Here is a 14,846-nt window from a genome sequence, read left to right on the forward strand (position 1 = left end):
GCCAGCAACGTCTCGATCACCGGATCTGCCGTCAGCGGCAACGTCATCGCGGCCGGTGTCGATTTTGCGGCGATGGACCAATCGGGCGCCGGGAACGTTATTCTTGGTCCGACCGGCAATCTCACGCTCCTAGCCACGGCAGGCGACATCTCTTTCAACAGCCTCCTTGCTGCCGGCAGCATCACCGCCAACGCGGCGAACAATGTCAGCGCGAATGCCGTCTCCCACGACGATCTGACGATCACCGCGGGGAATTCGATCACGCTCACCGGCCAATCGCTTGCCAGCCGCAACGTCAATCTATCCGCCCGATCGATGGCGATCGACACGCTGGTCTCCGGCGTCGATTTCACCGCCACCCGTGCCGCGGCCGGCGGCAGCTTGATGCTGCAGCGTACCGGCGCGATGACGCTCTCAGCCTCGAGCGGCAGTATCAGCGCCAATTCTCTGCTTTCGGGTGGCAATCTTGCGGCCACGGCAACGCAGAACATCGGTTACAACAGCCTGCAGAGCCTTGGCAGCGCCACGCTCACGGCGCCCGGCGCCATTGCTTATACCAACACCACCCGCGTCGGCGGCAATCTGACGCTCAATACCGGTGCCGTCGATCTCTCCGGCAGCAGGGGCAGCCGGATTGCCGGCGGCGGTACGCTGATTGTCAACGGCTCTTCCGCCAATCTGTCCGGCAGCAATCTCGTCTTCGGCGGCCTGTCACTCAATCTGTCGGGCAATGCGGATCTGTCCAATGCCGAGGTCAGCACCGTCACCTCCAGCGTCACCGGCAACGGTGATCGCGTCGCCGGCGGTTCCGGCGACATCGCCATCTCTGCCGCAGGCCTCGTCACCACCGCCAACACATCGTTGCTTGCCGCGCATGACCTGACGCTCAACCTGCCGTCGCTCGGCAATACCGGTCAGCTGGCCGCCGGCAACAATCTGACCTTCAACGTCGCTGGCGACTTCTACAACAGCCCCTCCGGCCTCGTCTTTGCCGGCAACAACGCCAACCTCCTCGTCGGCGGCACATTGACCAATGACCAGGGCGCTATCGTTTCCGGCAATGGCCTTACCATCGCCGGGCCGGGCGGCGGTCAGCGCAACGGCGCCGTGGTCAACTCCGCCGGTCTCATCCAGTCTGGCGGCAATATGTCGATCCTGACCAATGGCCTGAGCAACGTTACGACCTCAGCTCCGGCAATCCAGCGCGACGTGCAGATTTCCAATGCCATTCTCAGTGCCTATGATGTGATCACCAGGACTTACCGCTGCCAGACCCGCTGCAACGGTTCGGGCGATCACGATTCTCCGACATATACCTGGGTACAAGCCGTCGATCATCTGGTCAGTCAGATCGTTTCGCAGGATCAGTTGATCAGCGGTGCTGGCGCCCCCGCACAGATCCGCGCTGGTCAGGATCTGACCATCAATGCCACCAATCTTTGGAACTCCTACAGCTCGATCAAGTCCGACGGCAACATGCTGCTCACGGTGGCGGGCACGCTCACCAATGACGGCGCGACGCTGAACCGCGTCACCCAGACGATCTGCGATAGCAGCACTCCATGTCAATATTACCCAGACGTCGTCTCCTCGGACCCGACGCAAGGCGGGCTGGATTGCAGCGGTCCCAATCGCCCGTGCATTGGCAGCAATGACCCGGCGCTCAGCTATACGCCGAATCCCAATGGCACGCGCGATCCGTCACGTGATCTGAACCCTGGCACCACGGTCAACGTGCAGGTGGTCGGCGCTATCTCCGGTGTCATCCAGGCACGCGGCGCCCTTGCCATCAATGGCGGCGGGGCCGTCAACAACGTTGCGTCCAACGGCTCCATCGCGGGTCAGGTTGCGATTGACGCTCCTGCAACGACGAGCAATCCGCTTGGTGCCCTCAACAGCATGACCGCCGGCGGGGCATTGTTCAACGTCAGTGCGGCGCTCTCAACCGTTGCGACCAATGGCGGTGCCAGCACTGCTGGTGGACCTTCGCTTGCAGGCAATGGCCCAACGGTTGGATCCGGACCGGCAGTCAACGGCAACAATCTGCGGGCCAGCGGCGGCGGCTCGATCAGTAGCGGCAATCTGACCGCAAACAATACCGCGACGCTAAGCGGTAGCGGCGTGACTGCTGCGACCGGCCCGTCAGTCAATGGCAGCAACCTGACGGCTGGTAGTGCTTCGGTCAGCCCGAACAGCCTGTTGGGCAAACTCACCGCGGCGATCGGCAATAGCGGGAATCTCACCCAGATCCTGCAAACGAACGGCGCTCAGCTCGCTACTCTTGCCAAGCCGCAGTCCGGCGGGGTCGGCGGCACTGTGCCGGGCCAGGTCTTCCTGTTCGAGACACGGGCGGCCTTCCTCGACGTGTCGAAGTTCTACGGCTCGGCCTATTTCATCGACCGTGTTGGCTATACCCCGGAGACCAAAGTTCCCTTCCTCGGCGATGCCTATTTCGACAACCAGCTGATCGACGAGCAGATGCGACAACTCGTCGGCAATGGACTTGGTGCCGGTTCCTTCGTTCCCGGCGATAACGCCACCGATCAGATGAAGACGTTGCTCGACAATGGCGTCGCTTACGCCGAGGCGAACGGGCTTGGCCTCGGGCAGGCATTGACGCCAGAGCAGGCCGCATCGCTGACCCAGTCGATGGTGATCTACCAGACGCAGATCGTCGACGGCGCACCGGTGCTGGTGCCGGTCGTCTATCTCTCTGCCGCAGATCGGGCGAAGACCACGTCCGCAGCCGTAATCGCCGGCAATACCGTCAGCATCGACGCCAGCTCCGTCAATAATTCCGGCGCGATCGCCGCAGCGGATGGCATGACCATCAATGCGACCGAGATCAAGGCAAATGGGGGCGCTTTCCTCGCCGGCGGCAACATGAACCTGAATGCCACCAACGGCATCACGCTTGCCGCCCAGACGATGACCATCGGCGGGCAGACCGTGATTGCCGCCAATGGCGGCGTCACGGCCGGCGGCAACCTGAAGATGGATGCTGGCGCGGGCAGCCTAACGCTGAGTGGCACGAAGGTGGCCGCGGGCGGCGGTGCGCAGCTCTCTGGTCAGACGGTAACGCTAGGCGCCATCAAGCAGGACAATGGCGGTGTCCAGACGCTGGTCGGCACCACGGTGACGACGGGCGGTAATCTCACCGTCGCGGGCGCGAATGGCGTTAACATCATCGCCAGTTCCGCCAAGGTCGGAGGCGACCTGTCTGTTGTCTCCGCGAACGGCTCGGTCAACATCATCTCCGCCGGCGTCGACAATACCGTGCTCAGCAAGGACCGGCTGAACCTTTCTCAAGGCGGCACGATCACGACCACGACCAGCCAGATTCAGCAGGGCTCATCGCTCATCGCCGGCGGCGCTATGCTGGTATCGGGCAATCAGGGTGTGTTGATCGGCGGCTCGACGCTCGATGCCGGCGGCAATCTCGGTATCGTCTCGACAAACGGCAATATAGCAATCACTGCCTCGCAGGATCAGACCACGAGCCAGTCGAAGACGATTGCCGGTGTTGCCAATGGCTACAAGGGCGGCCAGTCGTCTTCGACCGGCGTCACCAGCAACGGTTCGTCGATCACCTCGCAGAATGGCAACGTAACCGTCCAGGCCGACGCGGGCAACATCAGCGTCATCGGCTCCGATGTCGATGCCAAGGGCGGTACCGCCAACCTCGCCGCCAAGGGTGACATCACCGTTGGTGAAGCAACCGATAGCGCTTCCTCTTCCAGCAAGTCCGGTTCGAAGAAGGCAAGCGAAGCGACGACCACCGCGAACGGTTCGTCGATCTCAGGCCAGACCGGCGTCGGCATCGCCTCCAGCGGTGGCAACGTCACGATCTCGGCCTCCGATGTCACGGCTGGCGATGCGACTCATACCGCGAACGCCAATATCCAGGCGGCCAACAACGTCGTCATCGCCTCCGGCAAGGACACCAGGGAAACGACCTCCGACAGCAAGTCCAGTGGGTTCCTTTCCTCATCGAAGACCCATACCCATACCTACGACGAGAATACGGTCGGCTCCTCGATTGCCGCGTCCGGCAATATTACTGTCAACGCCGGTGGCGAGGCCGTCGTCTCGGGTTCGGAAATGGCAGCGGGGAATGATCTCAGCCTCTCCGGCTCTACCGTCACCGTCATGGGGGCTCAGGAGGAACACGAGAGCGATAAGCAGACCAAGAAGTCGGGCATCGGCGTTGGGTCCGGCGGTGGGTTTATCTCGATCTATGGCAGCCATGACAAGACGATCAGCGAAAGTTCGAGCGACAATATCGGCTCGACGCTTTCTGCTGCCAATGGCAACATCACGCTCAATGCCACCAAGGGCGACCTAAATATCATCGGTTCGTCGATCGCCGCGACAAGTGGTGATGTCACTGGCAAGGCAACCGGCGACATCAATATCCTGCCGGGCCATGAGAGCGACGACACCTCGAAGAGCGACAAGCGCTCCGGCTTCGGTATTCAGGTCTCGACCAGCGGGGGCGGTGCCTCCATCGGCATCGGTGCGGGGCGCTTCACGGATCAGATCAATCAGAGTGCCGACACCAATGCGGTCTCGACGATTAAGGCGGGCGGCGATATCAAGTTGACCGCCGACGGCACCTTCAATGATCAGGCCGGCCAGATCGCTGCCGACGGCAGTGTCACTATCGTCGGCAAGAATGGCGTCAATATTCTCTCCGGCAATGACGTCACCAATTTCGATGAGGTGGCGACCAGCTTCTTTGCAGGTGTCAGCGTCGGCGTCTCCTCCAGCTTCGTCGGCGCCGGCCAGAGCATCGAGAACCTTGCCTCCAAGCTTGGCAAGGTCACGGACGGCTATTCGGCGGCCAATGTCGCCTTTGCCGGGATGCAAGCTTACGATGCGCTCTCGAGCCTCAAGGATGGCATCAATGCCGGCAATCTCGCCTCGATCTCGCTGACAGCCGGCTTCAGCTATTCCAAGAACGAGACTTCGGTTTCGACTTCGACACCGGTTCTGCCGACGATTTCGGGCAGGTCGGTCGATATCTCGACCGATGGTGATCTTGTGAGCCGTGGCGCTCAAATCTCAGCCACCGCGAGCGCTGATCATGCCGATGATCCGATGAATGGCAGCGTGAAGATTTCCGCCAACAACATCGATATGGCCGGCGCCCAGGCGACATCCAATGCGTCGTCGAGTAGTCAGTCGGCCGGCGCCAGCATCGGCGTGTCTGTCGGCGTCGGTATGGGTGGCGCGACGGGCATCACCCCGACGGCCAGTGTCTCGGCGGGCCAATCGAAGTCGTCGAGTTCGTCGACGACGCAGGTGATCTCCACCGTCAGCGCCACGAATAACATCACCTTCATCTCAAAGGGCGACACCACGCTCAACAACACTGTCTTCTCTGCCGATACGATCGACGGCAACGTCGGCGGCAATCTCAATATCGTTTCGACGCCGAACACCGGCAGCCAATCGAACAGTTCGTCCTCGCTCGGCTTCTCATTTACTGGGCCGACGGTTGGCAGCACTGCCGGACAGGATCTGCTGACATCAGGCAACATCGGCACGGCGCTTGGGGGGTTAACGCTGGGCGGCGTGCAGCCGGGCTTCGGTTCCGGCAAAGGCTCGACCAACTGGATCGATACGCCCGCCGGTCTTTATTCCACCGGTGACCAGAATATCATCGTCGGCAAGAACACTAATCTGACGGCAGCCGGCCTGATCTCCAGCAAGGGCGAGGTTAGCCTGGACACTGGCACGCTGACTTGGTCCGACTTCGTCGGCTCGCAGAAGTACCAGGGCTATGAGGTCAATGCCAATATCGACCTTTATTCCGGCATAGATGCCAACGGTCAAACCAGGAACAATTCCAGCGCCAGCGGCAAATACCAGCTCGATGATGTCGAGCAGTCGATCAAGGCAACGATCAGTAGCAGCGGCGGCGCTGGCAACATAGCCATCCGCAATGCCGATCAGCAGGCTTCGCTTGAGCAGGCCGGACAGACAAGACCGGTCGATCAGATCAACACCGATCCGGCACAGCAGAACGTCATCACCAAGGACAAGCATATCGATCTCGAACCCTATGTCTCCGTACAGAGTCTGCAAGGGGCGATCGTTGCAGGAAAAACGATTGAGCAGGCTATTAGTGATGCACTTACAAGGTTAGCAGGCGATAAGAAACTCTCGCCGGATGATTTGAAATCAGCCGCAGCACTCTCCGCTTACCGAAACGATCCGAAGGTGCTGGCGGCCTTGGCGAGCTGCGGACAGCATGGCGAAATCAAACACAGCATCTTCGACTGGCTGATCACTCCCGCTTATGCAGATTCGATGAGTTGCGTCATCAATACAGCTGGCGGCAGGGTCACAATCTCGCCGGATGGCGCGCAGAGCTGCCTGCAACTCTTTCAGAACATGACAAAGATGGTCGTCGGCGAAGCAACGCTTGGGGGCACCATTGTCGCCGGGCTTCTGACGGGAGGCTTCCTTTTGGCATCGACGAACTCAACCGGCGGGCCGATTGACGAGACAAAGACTCTGAGCGACGGCACGACAGTCCGTTTAACTGGAAATAGTGACCAATTTATACGCACCGCGACTATAACATTGCCGGATAAAAGTACGGTATCGCTACGAATGCAGATTACCGGCGATGGCGGATTTGAAATCTTGTCGGGGACAGCGCTCGGCGGAGCAATGCCGGCGGCAATGCTAGATGCCTTGGCGCAACAAATTTCGAACCAAAGCGGAATTGATATCGTATACAATCAGGAAGGTGGATCTGGGTCTGGAACTGACAGTTCGGTTTCGGGAAATCCAGGTACTGCCACCGGATCGCCTGATCCTGATGACGACGGTGGTTCAGATCCATTGCGTCGTGCCCAACGACAGGATGTGAACAAAATAAATAACGTCCTCGAAAATAATGCAAAGCCGCACGATTTTGAGGGAGTGGCGAAAGAATTGCAGGGCATTGACACGGGATATGACCATATCACGGAAATGCAGCAATCGGTAAGGGCTCTCAAAGATGCTACAGATGGTATAGCAGGTAGCTTGAGGAACCCATATCTCTCTTCTGAGGCTAGAGCAATATTAGAAGATGCGTATCAACGCGGCACGGCCACCTTGGCTAGGATGAGGACAACTCTTGCTGGAGGCGCTAAGTGATGAACAATGGGATTGAAAAGAAACTATGCTCAAAAAGACGGAGTGACGTAATAGAAGCTCTATACGAATTAAGTGGCGATCATTCAGGTATTGTTAAAGATGTGATCAAGAGGCATGTTTTGGACCTTATTGGCCACAGCGATGCCGATATTCGTGAAAAAGCTGTGAGCCTTGCTGGTATACATTGGCGGGATGTGGACGCGTTTCCCACTATTCTAGCGTTTGTTGCCGGTGATGAGCGCGATCAGTATGTTTTGACGACCGTATGTGCTGCGCTTGGAACTTTAGTTGTTTACAACAAGTTACTCGACATCGGCATGGTTACACAGTTGCTTGCAAAGGTCGTGGTGAATGAAGGACTTGATCCGATATTAAGGGGCACAGCATACATTTCACTTCAGAGGATTAGTGGACGACTGACCGTAGCGCAATACGCACAATCTAGCGACGATATAGAAAGGCTGTCTTTGGATCGGCCTTGGTTAGAGTCTCTACTCAACAATGAATAGTTACTTGAGACCTCACACTGCGATGCCTCCGTCGTCTTCCGTTCCTTCCCAGCCAGGAAAATTCATGTCCAACCTCATGGTCGCTCCGCTATTAACGGCTATCCGCGCGAATTTTCCAAGCGTGCGCTAGCAGGGTCGAAACTCGCTGGTATACCAGCAGATGGAGCCCGCTGTTTTACGTGTTTCGACATTATTTGGGCACTGGGCCGGATCTCGGCCGCCGTTTCAACGCCGAGAGATGATGCATTTTCGCCCGGAACGGCACTGAGTGAGCATGTATCTATTTGCCGGTCTCGGCCCCGCCGATCAGCAGCTCGAGACCGGCTTCGAACAAGGCCTCATGGCCTTTGGCGCGATAGACCGTCAAGGCTTTGGCAAGGTTCGGATGGCTTTCCGCCGCGGCGTCGAGGGCTGCGCGGTCCGGCGGATCGGCCGCATCCGCCTGCTCCTCCAGTACACATCCCACCACATAGCGGCTGATCGCGATCTGCAGTTCCAGCGCCTTTCCCGCGTCGAAGCCGGCGGCAAGCAGACATTCCAGCTGGGCTTCGATCGCGTCGAGATCCAAAGGATCGACCTCGGTTCCCGCGTGAACGCGGGCGCCGTCGCGCCATGCCAGAAGGGTGGAGCGGAAGCTGCGGGCATTGGCGCGCAGGAATTCCTGCCAGGTCTCCCCGGCCAGAGGTACGTTGCGGCTGTGTTTTCGCCTTAGCATCTCGGCATTCATCGCCGCAAGCAGCGCCTGCTTGCCCTTGAAGTGCCAGTAGAGGGCGGGCTGCTGGACGCCGAGGCGCTGGGCGATCAACCGAGTCGACAGGCTGTCAATACCGACTTCGTTCAGGATGGTTAGGGCTACATCGACGATCTGGTTCCTGTCGATTTTCATAGGCTCTCCGATTGACAATTCGATCCTCATAATTTATCGGCGATAAAGTTACTTATCAATGATAAGTTTTGTACTATGAACAAGATGCTTTTGACCATCCTCTCCGTCGTCGTTCTCGATGCCGCCGGAACTGGTCTCGTGATGCCGATCCTGCCGGAGCTTCTACAGAGCGTGGCGCATACGCCTGAGCTCGGCTGGCGCTTCGGCGCGTTCCTTTCGCTTTATGCGGCGCTGCAGTTTCTCGCCTCTCCCATCCTCGGGACGCTGAGCGATGTCTACGGCCGCAGGCCGGTGCTGCTCGTTTCGCTGGCGGGTGGCATGATCGACTACGCCTTCATGGCCTTGGCGCCGGGTTTCTGGTGGTTGTTTCTCGGGCGAGCCTTTGCCGGCCTGACGGCCGCCAATGCCGCGGTGGCGGCGGCCTGTCTTACCGACATCATGCCGGAGGAGCGCCGGGCGCGGGCTTTCGGGCTCCTCAGCGCCTGCTTCGGCATCGGCTTCATTCTCGGACCCGTGATCGGCGGCATGCTGGGCACGATTTCGCTGCGAGCACCCTTCATTGCGGCCGCGCTGCTCGTGATGGCGAATTTCATCATTGCGCTGATCGTGCTGCCCGAGACGCGGACGGCGAAGCCCGAGAGAATCGACCCGGCCGCCTTTCATCCGCTGGCACCGCTGCGCTGGATCGGTGCATTTCCGGCTCTCCTGCCGCTGCTATTCCTATCCATCCTCCTTGCCATCGTCGGCGAGGTCGGCGGCACCATCTGGGTGCTTTATGGTCAGGACAAGTTCGGCTGGGATATGGCGACCCTCGGCCTGTCTCTCGCCGGCTTCGGCGTCTTCCACGCTCTCGCCCAGGCCTTCGTCGCCGGTCCGCTGAGCGAACGCTGGGGTGAGCGGTTCGCGCTTATCGTCGCGATCGTCTGCGATGGCGCTGCCTATATCGCGATCGCCTTTGCCACGCGTGGCTTCATCGCCTTCCTGCTTTTTCCGCTCTTCTGCCTCGGCGGTATCGGCCAACCCGCGCTGCTGTCGTTGATGACGAAACGGGTGGGCGCGGATGAGCAGGGGCGCCTGCAGGGGGTGCTGACCAGCCTGGCGAGCCTCGCATCCATGGTGGCGCCGTTGGCGATCAGCGAGATCTATTTCGCCTCACGGCATGTCTTTCCCGGTCTCGTCTGGGTTCTGGGCGCCTTCCTCTATCTCCTGTGCATGCCGGTTCTGTTTGCGCATCGGCGGCAGGCACATGAACCGCCAGTAGGCGTGAAATGTCGGCAAGGTGAGCAGCCCTGAAGGACAGTCGGTGGCGCCATGGTGAAAGGCGCCACCGAGTGTCGGCGGTCAGGTGGCGGATTCATCCGGATCAGGGTCCCTGGCCTTGGTGAAGAGGCTCTTCAGCGCGCTGGTCTTCGCCTTCGCCGCCTTGTTGGCCTTGATCGCCCGGGTGGCGGCCTTGGCCTGTTCCAGCATCATCTCGATCTGGATCTGCTGGATTTCGGTCAGCCGCTCCCATTGGCGATTGAGGAGATGATCGACCTTTTCATGCAGGTGGCGGATTTCCAGTTCGGCCTTCAGGTTGACCTTGTAGTCGTTGAGGGCGCGCAGGCGGTCCTTTTCTTCCTGCCGGCGCTGGCTCATCATGATGATCGGCGCCTGCAGCGCGGCGACCGTCGAAAGAACCAGGTTCAGCAGGATGAACGGATAGGCGTCGAAGGCCTGTTTTTCGCCCATGAAGAGATTGATGCCCATCCAGACGGCGAGAAACAGGCAGAAGGAAATGATGAAGGTCCAGCTGCCGCCGAAGGACGCCACGCCGTCCGCCATGCGGTCGCCGATGGAGCGATGGTCCTCATAATCCTCTTCGATGTTCTCGGCCAGCGTATCATGTGTCTTCAGGCTTTCGACGACCTCGTCTTCAAGGTTGGAAAGCTCGCCGCGCTCCACCGTCAGCAGCTCGGCGATATATTGGGCGCGATAATCGTCCATGACCTTGCGGCTGATATAGTCGTCGGCACGAAGCTGCGGGTGCTTCAGCCGCATGAAATCCGCCAGCGAGGGGCGGAGATCGTCGACATGCACGGCATCTTTCTTCTTGAGCACCTGACCGGTGATAGCGTCGATAAGCTTGACGGACTTGGCCTTCGCCTGGGCGAGGCTCTTCGTATAGTCGTCCATCTCCACCACGGTCGGGGTCTCGCCCTCGCCCGCGTCGAAATCGACGATCCCTTCCGCCGGTTCAAAGGTCTTCGTTTCTGCCATATAAGGGGGCCTTTTTGACGTTTTCTCGCTCATCTAACCAATAATGCGAACAGGAATGTGACTGTTGGAAGGCTGTCGAAATCGCAGCCGAATGAAACCGCCGTTCACTTTCCTGAGCATGCTTAGCGCCATTATCCTAAGTAACGGCAAATGAAATGCGCTGTTCCCCGCATCTTCCGGCGTCACGATGGTTATCAGGCATGAAAAACAACCACGCCGCGCGATCTCGCAAATGCTTTCGAACGCGCTGCGTGTTTCAGCGGAAATTTCTACGATTACGATCAAGTTTTGACTTTCAGGACCCTTGACCGGGGCGGGGCGACCGCTATTTGCCGCGCTGCAGCAGACATTCGCTGCTGCGAATAAACTTAGAGTTTCAAAGAATTATATCGCATCAACAGGGGTGTTGGGCCTGTTGCCACGGGTTTTGCAAATATGCGGAAAGGATAGCTATGCACAATCCCCCGGCAAGAGACTTGGAGTCCATCGCCCGACAGGGCGGCCGCTTCAAGCGCATGGCTGTCAGGATACCGACGTACCTGACCGATCTTAAAGAAAATCCGGCCTGGTTGCCCATGTTCCTATTGGCCAGAACCCTGCCGTTTCGGCAGATCCATTGGCTTGCAACCAAGCAGGCCGTCAGGCTCCCCATTTCCGGCGCCTCAATGTTTGCCGGTGTCGAGCGCAGCGCTGTCGTCGATGCCTTGCGAACGGATGGTATCTATCCGAGCCTGATGCTGCCGGATCACATCCATCGGGAGATCGCCGAATTCGCCGGAAAAACCGGCTGCTACGGCAATTTCAACAGGCAGCTCGAATTTGTCGCCAGCGAACACGGACAAGCGGAAGCCCGCTTCGGGCGGCCGATTCTAAGCGGACACTTCTTCGAACGCTCGCTTGATTGCGAGGCCGTCATGGCGGTGCAGCGCGATCCGTTGCTGATCGATGTCGCTCGCCAATATCTCGGCGGGCAGGCCAAGGTGATCACCACCCGCATCTGGTGGAGCTTCCCGACCCAGGCTTCCGAGGCCGACAGAAGCCTTGCCTCGCTGGATAAATATCACTTCGATCTCGACGACTGGCGGATGCTGAAGTTCTTCTTCAATCTCGTCGACGTGGACGAGGGTACAGGCCCGCACGTCTTCATCAAGGGAAGCCACCGCCGCCGCCAGCTCCGGCATCAGCTGACTTTGCTGGTGGGGCATCCCGCGAACGAGGTGCTCGATTATTATGGACAGGCGAATGCGCTGACGCTGACCGGCAAGGCCGGATCCGGCTTCGTGGAGGATCCTTTCGGCTTCCACATGGGCACGGTGCCCACGCGGAAGCCGCGCCTGATGATGGAGGTCGGCTTCGGCGTCTCGAAGCCGTCGCGGCGCCGCTTCCATGGCGAGCCAGTCCTGCGATAGCCTTGCTTGATTGTCATGCCGGGAGCGCCGCTATCAGGCGTTCCCCTTGGTCCCGTCCCGGGACGAACGGCTGAACCGCCTGGCGATCAGGTGATCGAGCGCGATGCGGCCAGGACCGCCGGCAATGATCACCAGAAAGCAGGTTGCCCAGGTGCCGTGCGTCGGCCAGGCATCGGGATAGACGAAAATCTCGATCACCAGCGTCATGCCGAGCAATGCCAGCGCCGACAGCCGGCTTGCGAGGCCGATCACGAGCAAAAAGGGAAAGAAATGCTCACTGAAGGCGGCGATATGAGCGGCAATCCAGGGATCGACCAGCGGCAGTTTATATTCCGTCTGAAAGAGATAGACGGCATTGTCGGTCACATGCCAGCCCTCCACCTTGGTCTGGCCGGATTGCCAGAAGACAGCGGCGATCGACAGCCGCGCTATGAGGGCGATCAGATCGTGCGGAATGCGGTCGAGCAATCTCAGAGCGTCATGAAGCTTTTGGGGCACGGTTTCGCGTTCGGCCGGGGCGGCCGTCATCATCTGGTTCTGCATCTTCATTCCTCTTGGCGTTCAGCGAATGGCCATGAAAGCGCCTGCCGTGAACGCACCGGCGAGGTTGGCGGAAAGATCGAAATCTGCGGTTTCGGCAAGGGACGTCTCGAAGGCGCTGCCGAGATCGGCGCCGGCAAATAGCTTCTCCAGGAAGCTGGCGCCGCCCGGAGGCAGGCGATGCACTTCCACGATCATCTCCGGACGAACGACGAGTGCATCCTCGCCGGTCCAATCGGCAATATCGACAAGCTCGATTTCGCCGGTATTCATCGCCCAAATGGTGACGGCCGGATGGGCGGAGCGAATGACGGAGGCCGAGGGATGCGGCGTGAATTTCAGCTTCGAAAGCCCCTCCGGCTCGACGATCGCCAGCAAGGCGGCATCGGCCGGCAATGCATCGGCCGCGTGATAGGCCCGGCCTCGGGCTGCATCCAATCTCATGACGTCGGGCAGATAAGGGATTTCTCGAGTCGGTTCGAAACCCTCGACGAATTCGGGAAAATCATCGCCATAGGCAAGCAGCAGCGGCGATCGCGGCGGATGCAGCCGAATGAATTCATGCGCCATGGCTGCGAAGAATTCCTTGCCGACGATCCTTTCCGCCGCCGGAAAGCGCGAGGCGAGCGCGCCGATCAGGCCGATGGCGACATTGTTGCGATAGACGCCGAAACGCCGGGCCGGCTGTGAGCCATTCCAGGCCATCAATCCATCGGGCACCGCGAGATCGGGATTGACGAGCGCTGCGGCGAATTCACTTTGCGTGGTGAGAGACATCGATCCCTCCTCAGGCTGCCCGACGTGCGGCGACGGCGCGTTTCAGGATGGCTTCGGCTGCTTCGGCCTCGGCCCTCAAAACCGGCCATTCCGGCACGTCGTTGTCCCACTCGACCAGGCTGGCCACTGGACCGATCCGGCCGATGAGCTCTTCATAGAGCGCCCAGACGGGATCCTTCACCGGGGTATCGTGGCTGTCGATCAAAAGCGGCGCACCTGAGTCGTCGACGGTTTCCGAATGGCCGCTCAAATGGATCTCGCGCACCCATTGCACAGGAAAGCGCTCGAGATAGGCGCGCGCATCCATGTGGTGGTTGGTGGCGGCGACGAACACGTTATTGACGTCTAGCAGCAGGCCGCAGCCGGTGCGGCGGGCAACGTCGGCCAGAAAGTCCGTTTCCTCGATCGTGCTCTCTTCGAAGAGCAGGTAGGTAGCCGGATTCTCCAGCAGCATCTGGCGGCCGAGTAGTGCCTGAACCTGATCGATATGGTCGCAGACCCGCGCGAGCGTCGCCTCGGTATAGGGCAGGGGCAGCAAATCGTTGAGAAAGGTCGTGTCGTGACTCGACCAGGCAAGATGCTCCGAAAAACTCTCCGGCTCGTAGCGATCGCAGACGATCTTAAGGCGGGCAAGATGTTCGCTATCCAAGGGCTGCATCGAGCCGATGGAAAGGCCGACGCCATGGATGGACAGGGCATAGTCGCCGCGCAGCCTGCCGAGCTGGGCATGCGGCGGGCCGCCGGCACCCATGTAGTTCTCGGCATGGACCTCGAAAAAGCCGATCGGCTGCCTTTCGGCGTTGATCGCGGCGAAGTGCTCCGGTTTGAAGCCGACACCGGCATGGCGAGGAAGTTCTGACGGTTTCATTGCGGCCTCCGGGTAGGAGCAGTTCCAGCAAAATACGCGGGGGGTTTTGCATTTGGAATTGCATGAAAACAAAGAGATCATTCCGTTGGGGAGGCGGGCGGCGCCCCTAAAGAAAAATGCGCCGCCCACGTGTTCGCGCTGCCTTGTCAGACGGGCGCCGGACCCTGCGTCAGGGTGCCGTGACCGCTCGGCGTCTTGATCGTCTCGCAGGTTCCAGCGGGAACCAGCTTCCACGAATTGCGCTGGTAATCGACCTTCGATGTTCCGGCGCAGGTCGTGCCGGGGCCGGCGGCGCAATCGTTCTGGCCCTTGAGGGCAACGCCGTAGCATTTTTCCTTGGCATCGGCGGCCGAGGCGGTCGTCGTTGTGCCGGTGACAAGCGTCACTGCGGTGGCAACCGACGCGGCCAGGGCGAGTGCGGACATCTTGCTCATGACATGTTC

Annotated in this window: 11 protein-coding genes; 4 read left to right on the forward strand and 7 right to left on the reverse strand. The window is 59.8% G+C overall.

All coding sequences use genetic code 11. The features are described from left to right. Window positions 1-329, reverse strand: a 329-nt coding sequence (locus tag FHT84_RS31300) for a hypothetical protein (RefSeq protein WP_210283688.1), incomplete at its 3' end; no start/stop codon positions are given. Here FHT84_RS31300 and FHT84_RS29800 point away from each other — a divergent pair. Next, window positions 316-7,155: a hemagglutinin repeat-containing protein gene (locus FHT84_RS29800; protein ID WP_210283689.1), complete on the forward strand. Its 6,840-nt coding sequence runs from the start codon at window positions 316-318 to the stop codon at window positions 7,153-7,155. The genes FHT84_RS31300 and FHT84_RS29800 overlap by 14 nt on opposite strands. Next, complete coding sequence (locus tag FHT84_RS29805) at window positions 7,155-7,664, forward strand: hypothetical protein (protein ID WP_183765695.1); 510 nt, start codon at window positions 7,155-7,157, stop codon at window positions 7,662-7,664. The genes FHT84_RS29800 and FHT84_RS29805 overlap by 1 nt, the downstream gene beginning before the upstream one ends. A 280-nt stretch (window positions 7,665-7,944) precedes the next feature. Here FHT84_RS29805 and FHT84_RS29810 read toward each other — a convergent pair whose 3' ends face one another. Further along, entirely contained in the window at window positions 7,945-8,550 is a 606-nt protein-coding gene (locus FHT84_RS29810; protein ID WP_183765692.1) for a TetR/AcrR family transcriptional regulator C-terminal domain-containing protein, read from the reverse strand. 75 nt (window positions 8,551-8,625) lie between these two features. On the opposite strand from FHT84_RS29810, the gene FHT84_RS29815 reads away from it, so the two are divergent. Further along, a complete protein-coding gene (locus FHT84_RS29815) occupies window positions 8,626-9,843 on the forward strand; it encodes a TCR/Tet family MFS transporter (RefSeq protein WP_183765689.1) in 1,218 nt (405 codons plus the stop codon). A gap of 48 nt (window positions 9,844-9,891) precedes the next feature. Here FHT84_RS29815 and FHT84_RS29820 read toward each other — a convergent pair whose 3' ends face one another. Continuing rightward, complete coding sequence (locus tag FHT84_RS29820; protein ID WP_183765687.1) at window positions 9,892-10,809, reverse strand: DUF1003 domain-containing protein; 918 nt, start codon at window positions 10,807-10,809, stop codon at window positions 9,892-9,894. 452 nt (window positions 10,810-11,261) lie between these two features. On the opposite strand from FHT84_RS29820, the gene FHT84_RS29825 reads away from it, so the two are divergent. Further along, the gene (locus FHT84_RS29825; RefSeq protein WP_183765685.1) at window positions 11,262-12,218 is read left to right on the forward strand and encodes a phytanoyl-CoA dioxygenase family protein; all 957 of its coding nucleotides are present in this window, start codon (window positions 11,262-11,264) and stop codon (window positions 12,216-12,218) included. A gap of 33 nt (window positions 12,219-12,251) precedes the next feature. Here the strand turns inward: FHT84_RS29825 and FHT84_RS29830 are convergent, their stop codons facing one another. The 4 genes from FHT84_RS29830 to FHT84_RS29845 form a co-directional block, all read right to left on the reverse strand. Next, window positions 12,252-12,761 (reverse strand): DoxX family protein, encoded by a 510-nt coding sequence (locus tag FHT84_RS29830; RefSeq protein WP_183765683.1) that lies wholly within the window; start codon window positions 12,759-12,761, stop codon window positions 12,252-12,254. Window positions 12,762-12,779: 18 nt separating this feature from the next. Further along, the gene (locus FHT84_RS29835) at window positions 12,780-13,535 is read right to left on the reverse strand and encodes a DNA-binding domain-containing protein (RefSeq protein WP_183765682.1); all 756 of its coding nucleotides are present in this window, start codon (window positions 13,533-13,535) and stop codon (window positions 12,780-12,782) included. Window positions 13,536-13,545: 10 nt separating this feature from the next. Further along, complete coding sequence (locus FHT84_RS29840) at window positions 13,546-14,403, reverse strand: DUF692 domain-containing protein (RefSeq protein WP_183765680.1); 858 nt, start codon at window positions 14,401-14,403, stop codon at window positions 13,546-13,548. A 146-nt stretch (window positions 14,404-14,549) separates the two neighbouring features. Further along, window positions 14,550-14,837 carry a DUF2282 domain-containing protein gene (locus FHT84_RS29845; RefSeq protein ID WP_112341694.1) on the reverse strand — a complete coding sequence of 96 codons (288 nt, stop codon included), beginning with the start codon at window positions 14,835-14,837 and terminating at the stop codon, window positions 14,550-14,552. Between the last annotated feature and the right edge of the window lie 9 nt (window positions 14,838-14,846).

The sequence above is a fragment of the Rhizobium sp. BK289 genome (genome assembly GCF_014193575.1).
Lineage (GTDB): Bacteria > Pseudomonadota > Alphaproteobacteria > Rhizobiales > Rhizobiaceae > Rhizobium > Rhizobium tropici_C.

Bases quoted from the DNA above. Each gene is read 5' to 3' on its own strand.
- FHT84_RS29845 (WP_112341694.1), bottom strand. From the start codon at position 14,837: ATGAGCAAGATGTCCGCACTCGCCCTGGCCGCGTCGGTTGCCACCGCA.
- FHT84_RS29840 (WP_183765680.1), bottom strand. From the start codon at position 14,403: ATGAAACCGTCAGAACTTCCTCGCCATGCCGGTGTCGGCTTCAAACCG.
- FHT84_RS29815 (WP_183765689.1), top strand. From the start codon at position 8,626: ATGAACAAGATGCTTTTGACCATCCTCTCCGTCGTCGTTCTCGATGCC.
- FHT84_RS29800 (WP_210283689.1), top strand. From the start codon at position 316: ATGGCGATCGACACGCTGGTCTCCGGCGTCGATTTCACCGCCACCCGT.
- FHT84_RS29820 (WP_183765687.1), bottom strand. From the start codon at position 10,809: ATGGCAGAAACGAAGACCTTTGAACCGGCGGAAGGGATCGTCGATTTC.
- FHT84_RS29825 (WP_183765685.1), top strand. From the start codon at position 11,262: ATGCACAATCCCCCGGCAAGAGACTTGGAGTCCATCGCCCGACAGGGC.
- FHT84_RS29830 (WP_183765683.1), bottom strand. From the start codon at position 12,761: ATGCAGAACCAGATGATGACGGCCGCCCCGGCCGAACGCGAAACCGTG.
- FHT84_RS29805 (WP_183765695.1), top strand. From the start codon at position 7,155: ATGAACAATGGGATTGAAAAGAAACTATGCTCAAAAAGACGGAGTGAC.
- FHT84_RS29835 (WP_183765682.1), bottom strand. From the start codon at position 13,535: ATGTCTCTCACCACGCAAAGTGAATTCGCCGCAGCGCTCGTCAATCCC.
- FHT84_RS29810 (WP_183765692.1), bottom strand. From the start codon at position 8,550: ATGAAAATCGACAGGAACCAGATCGTCGATGTAGCCCTAACCATCCTG.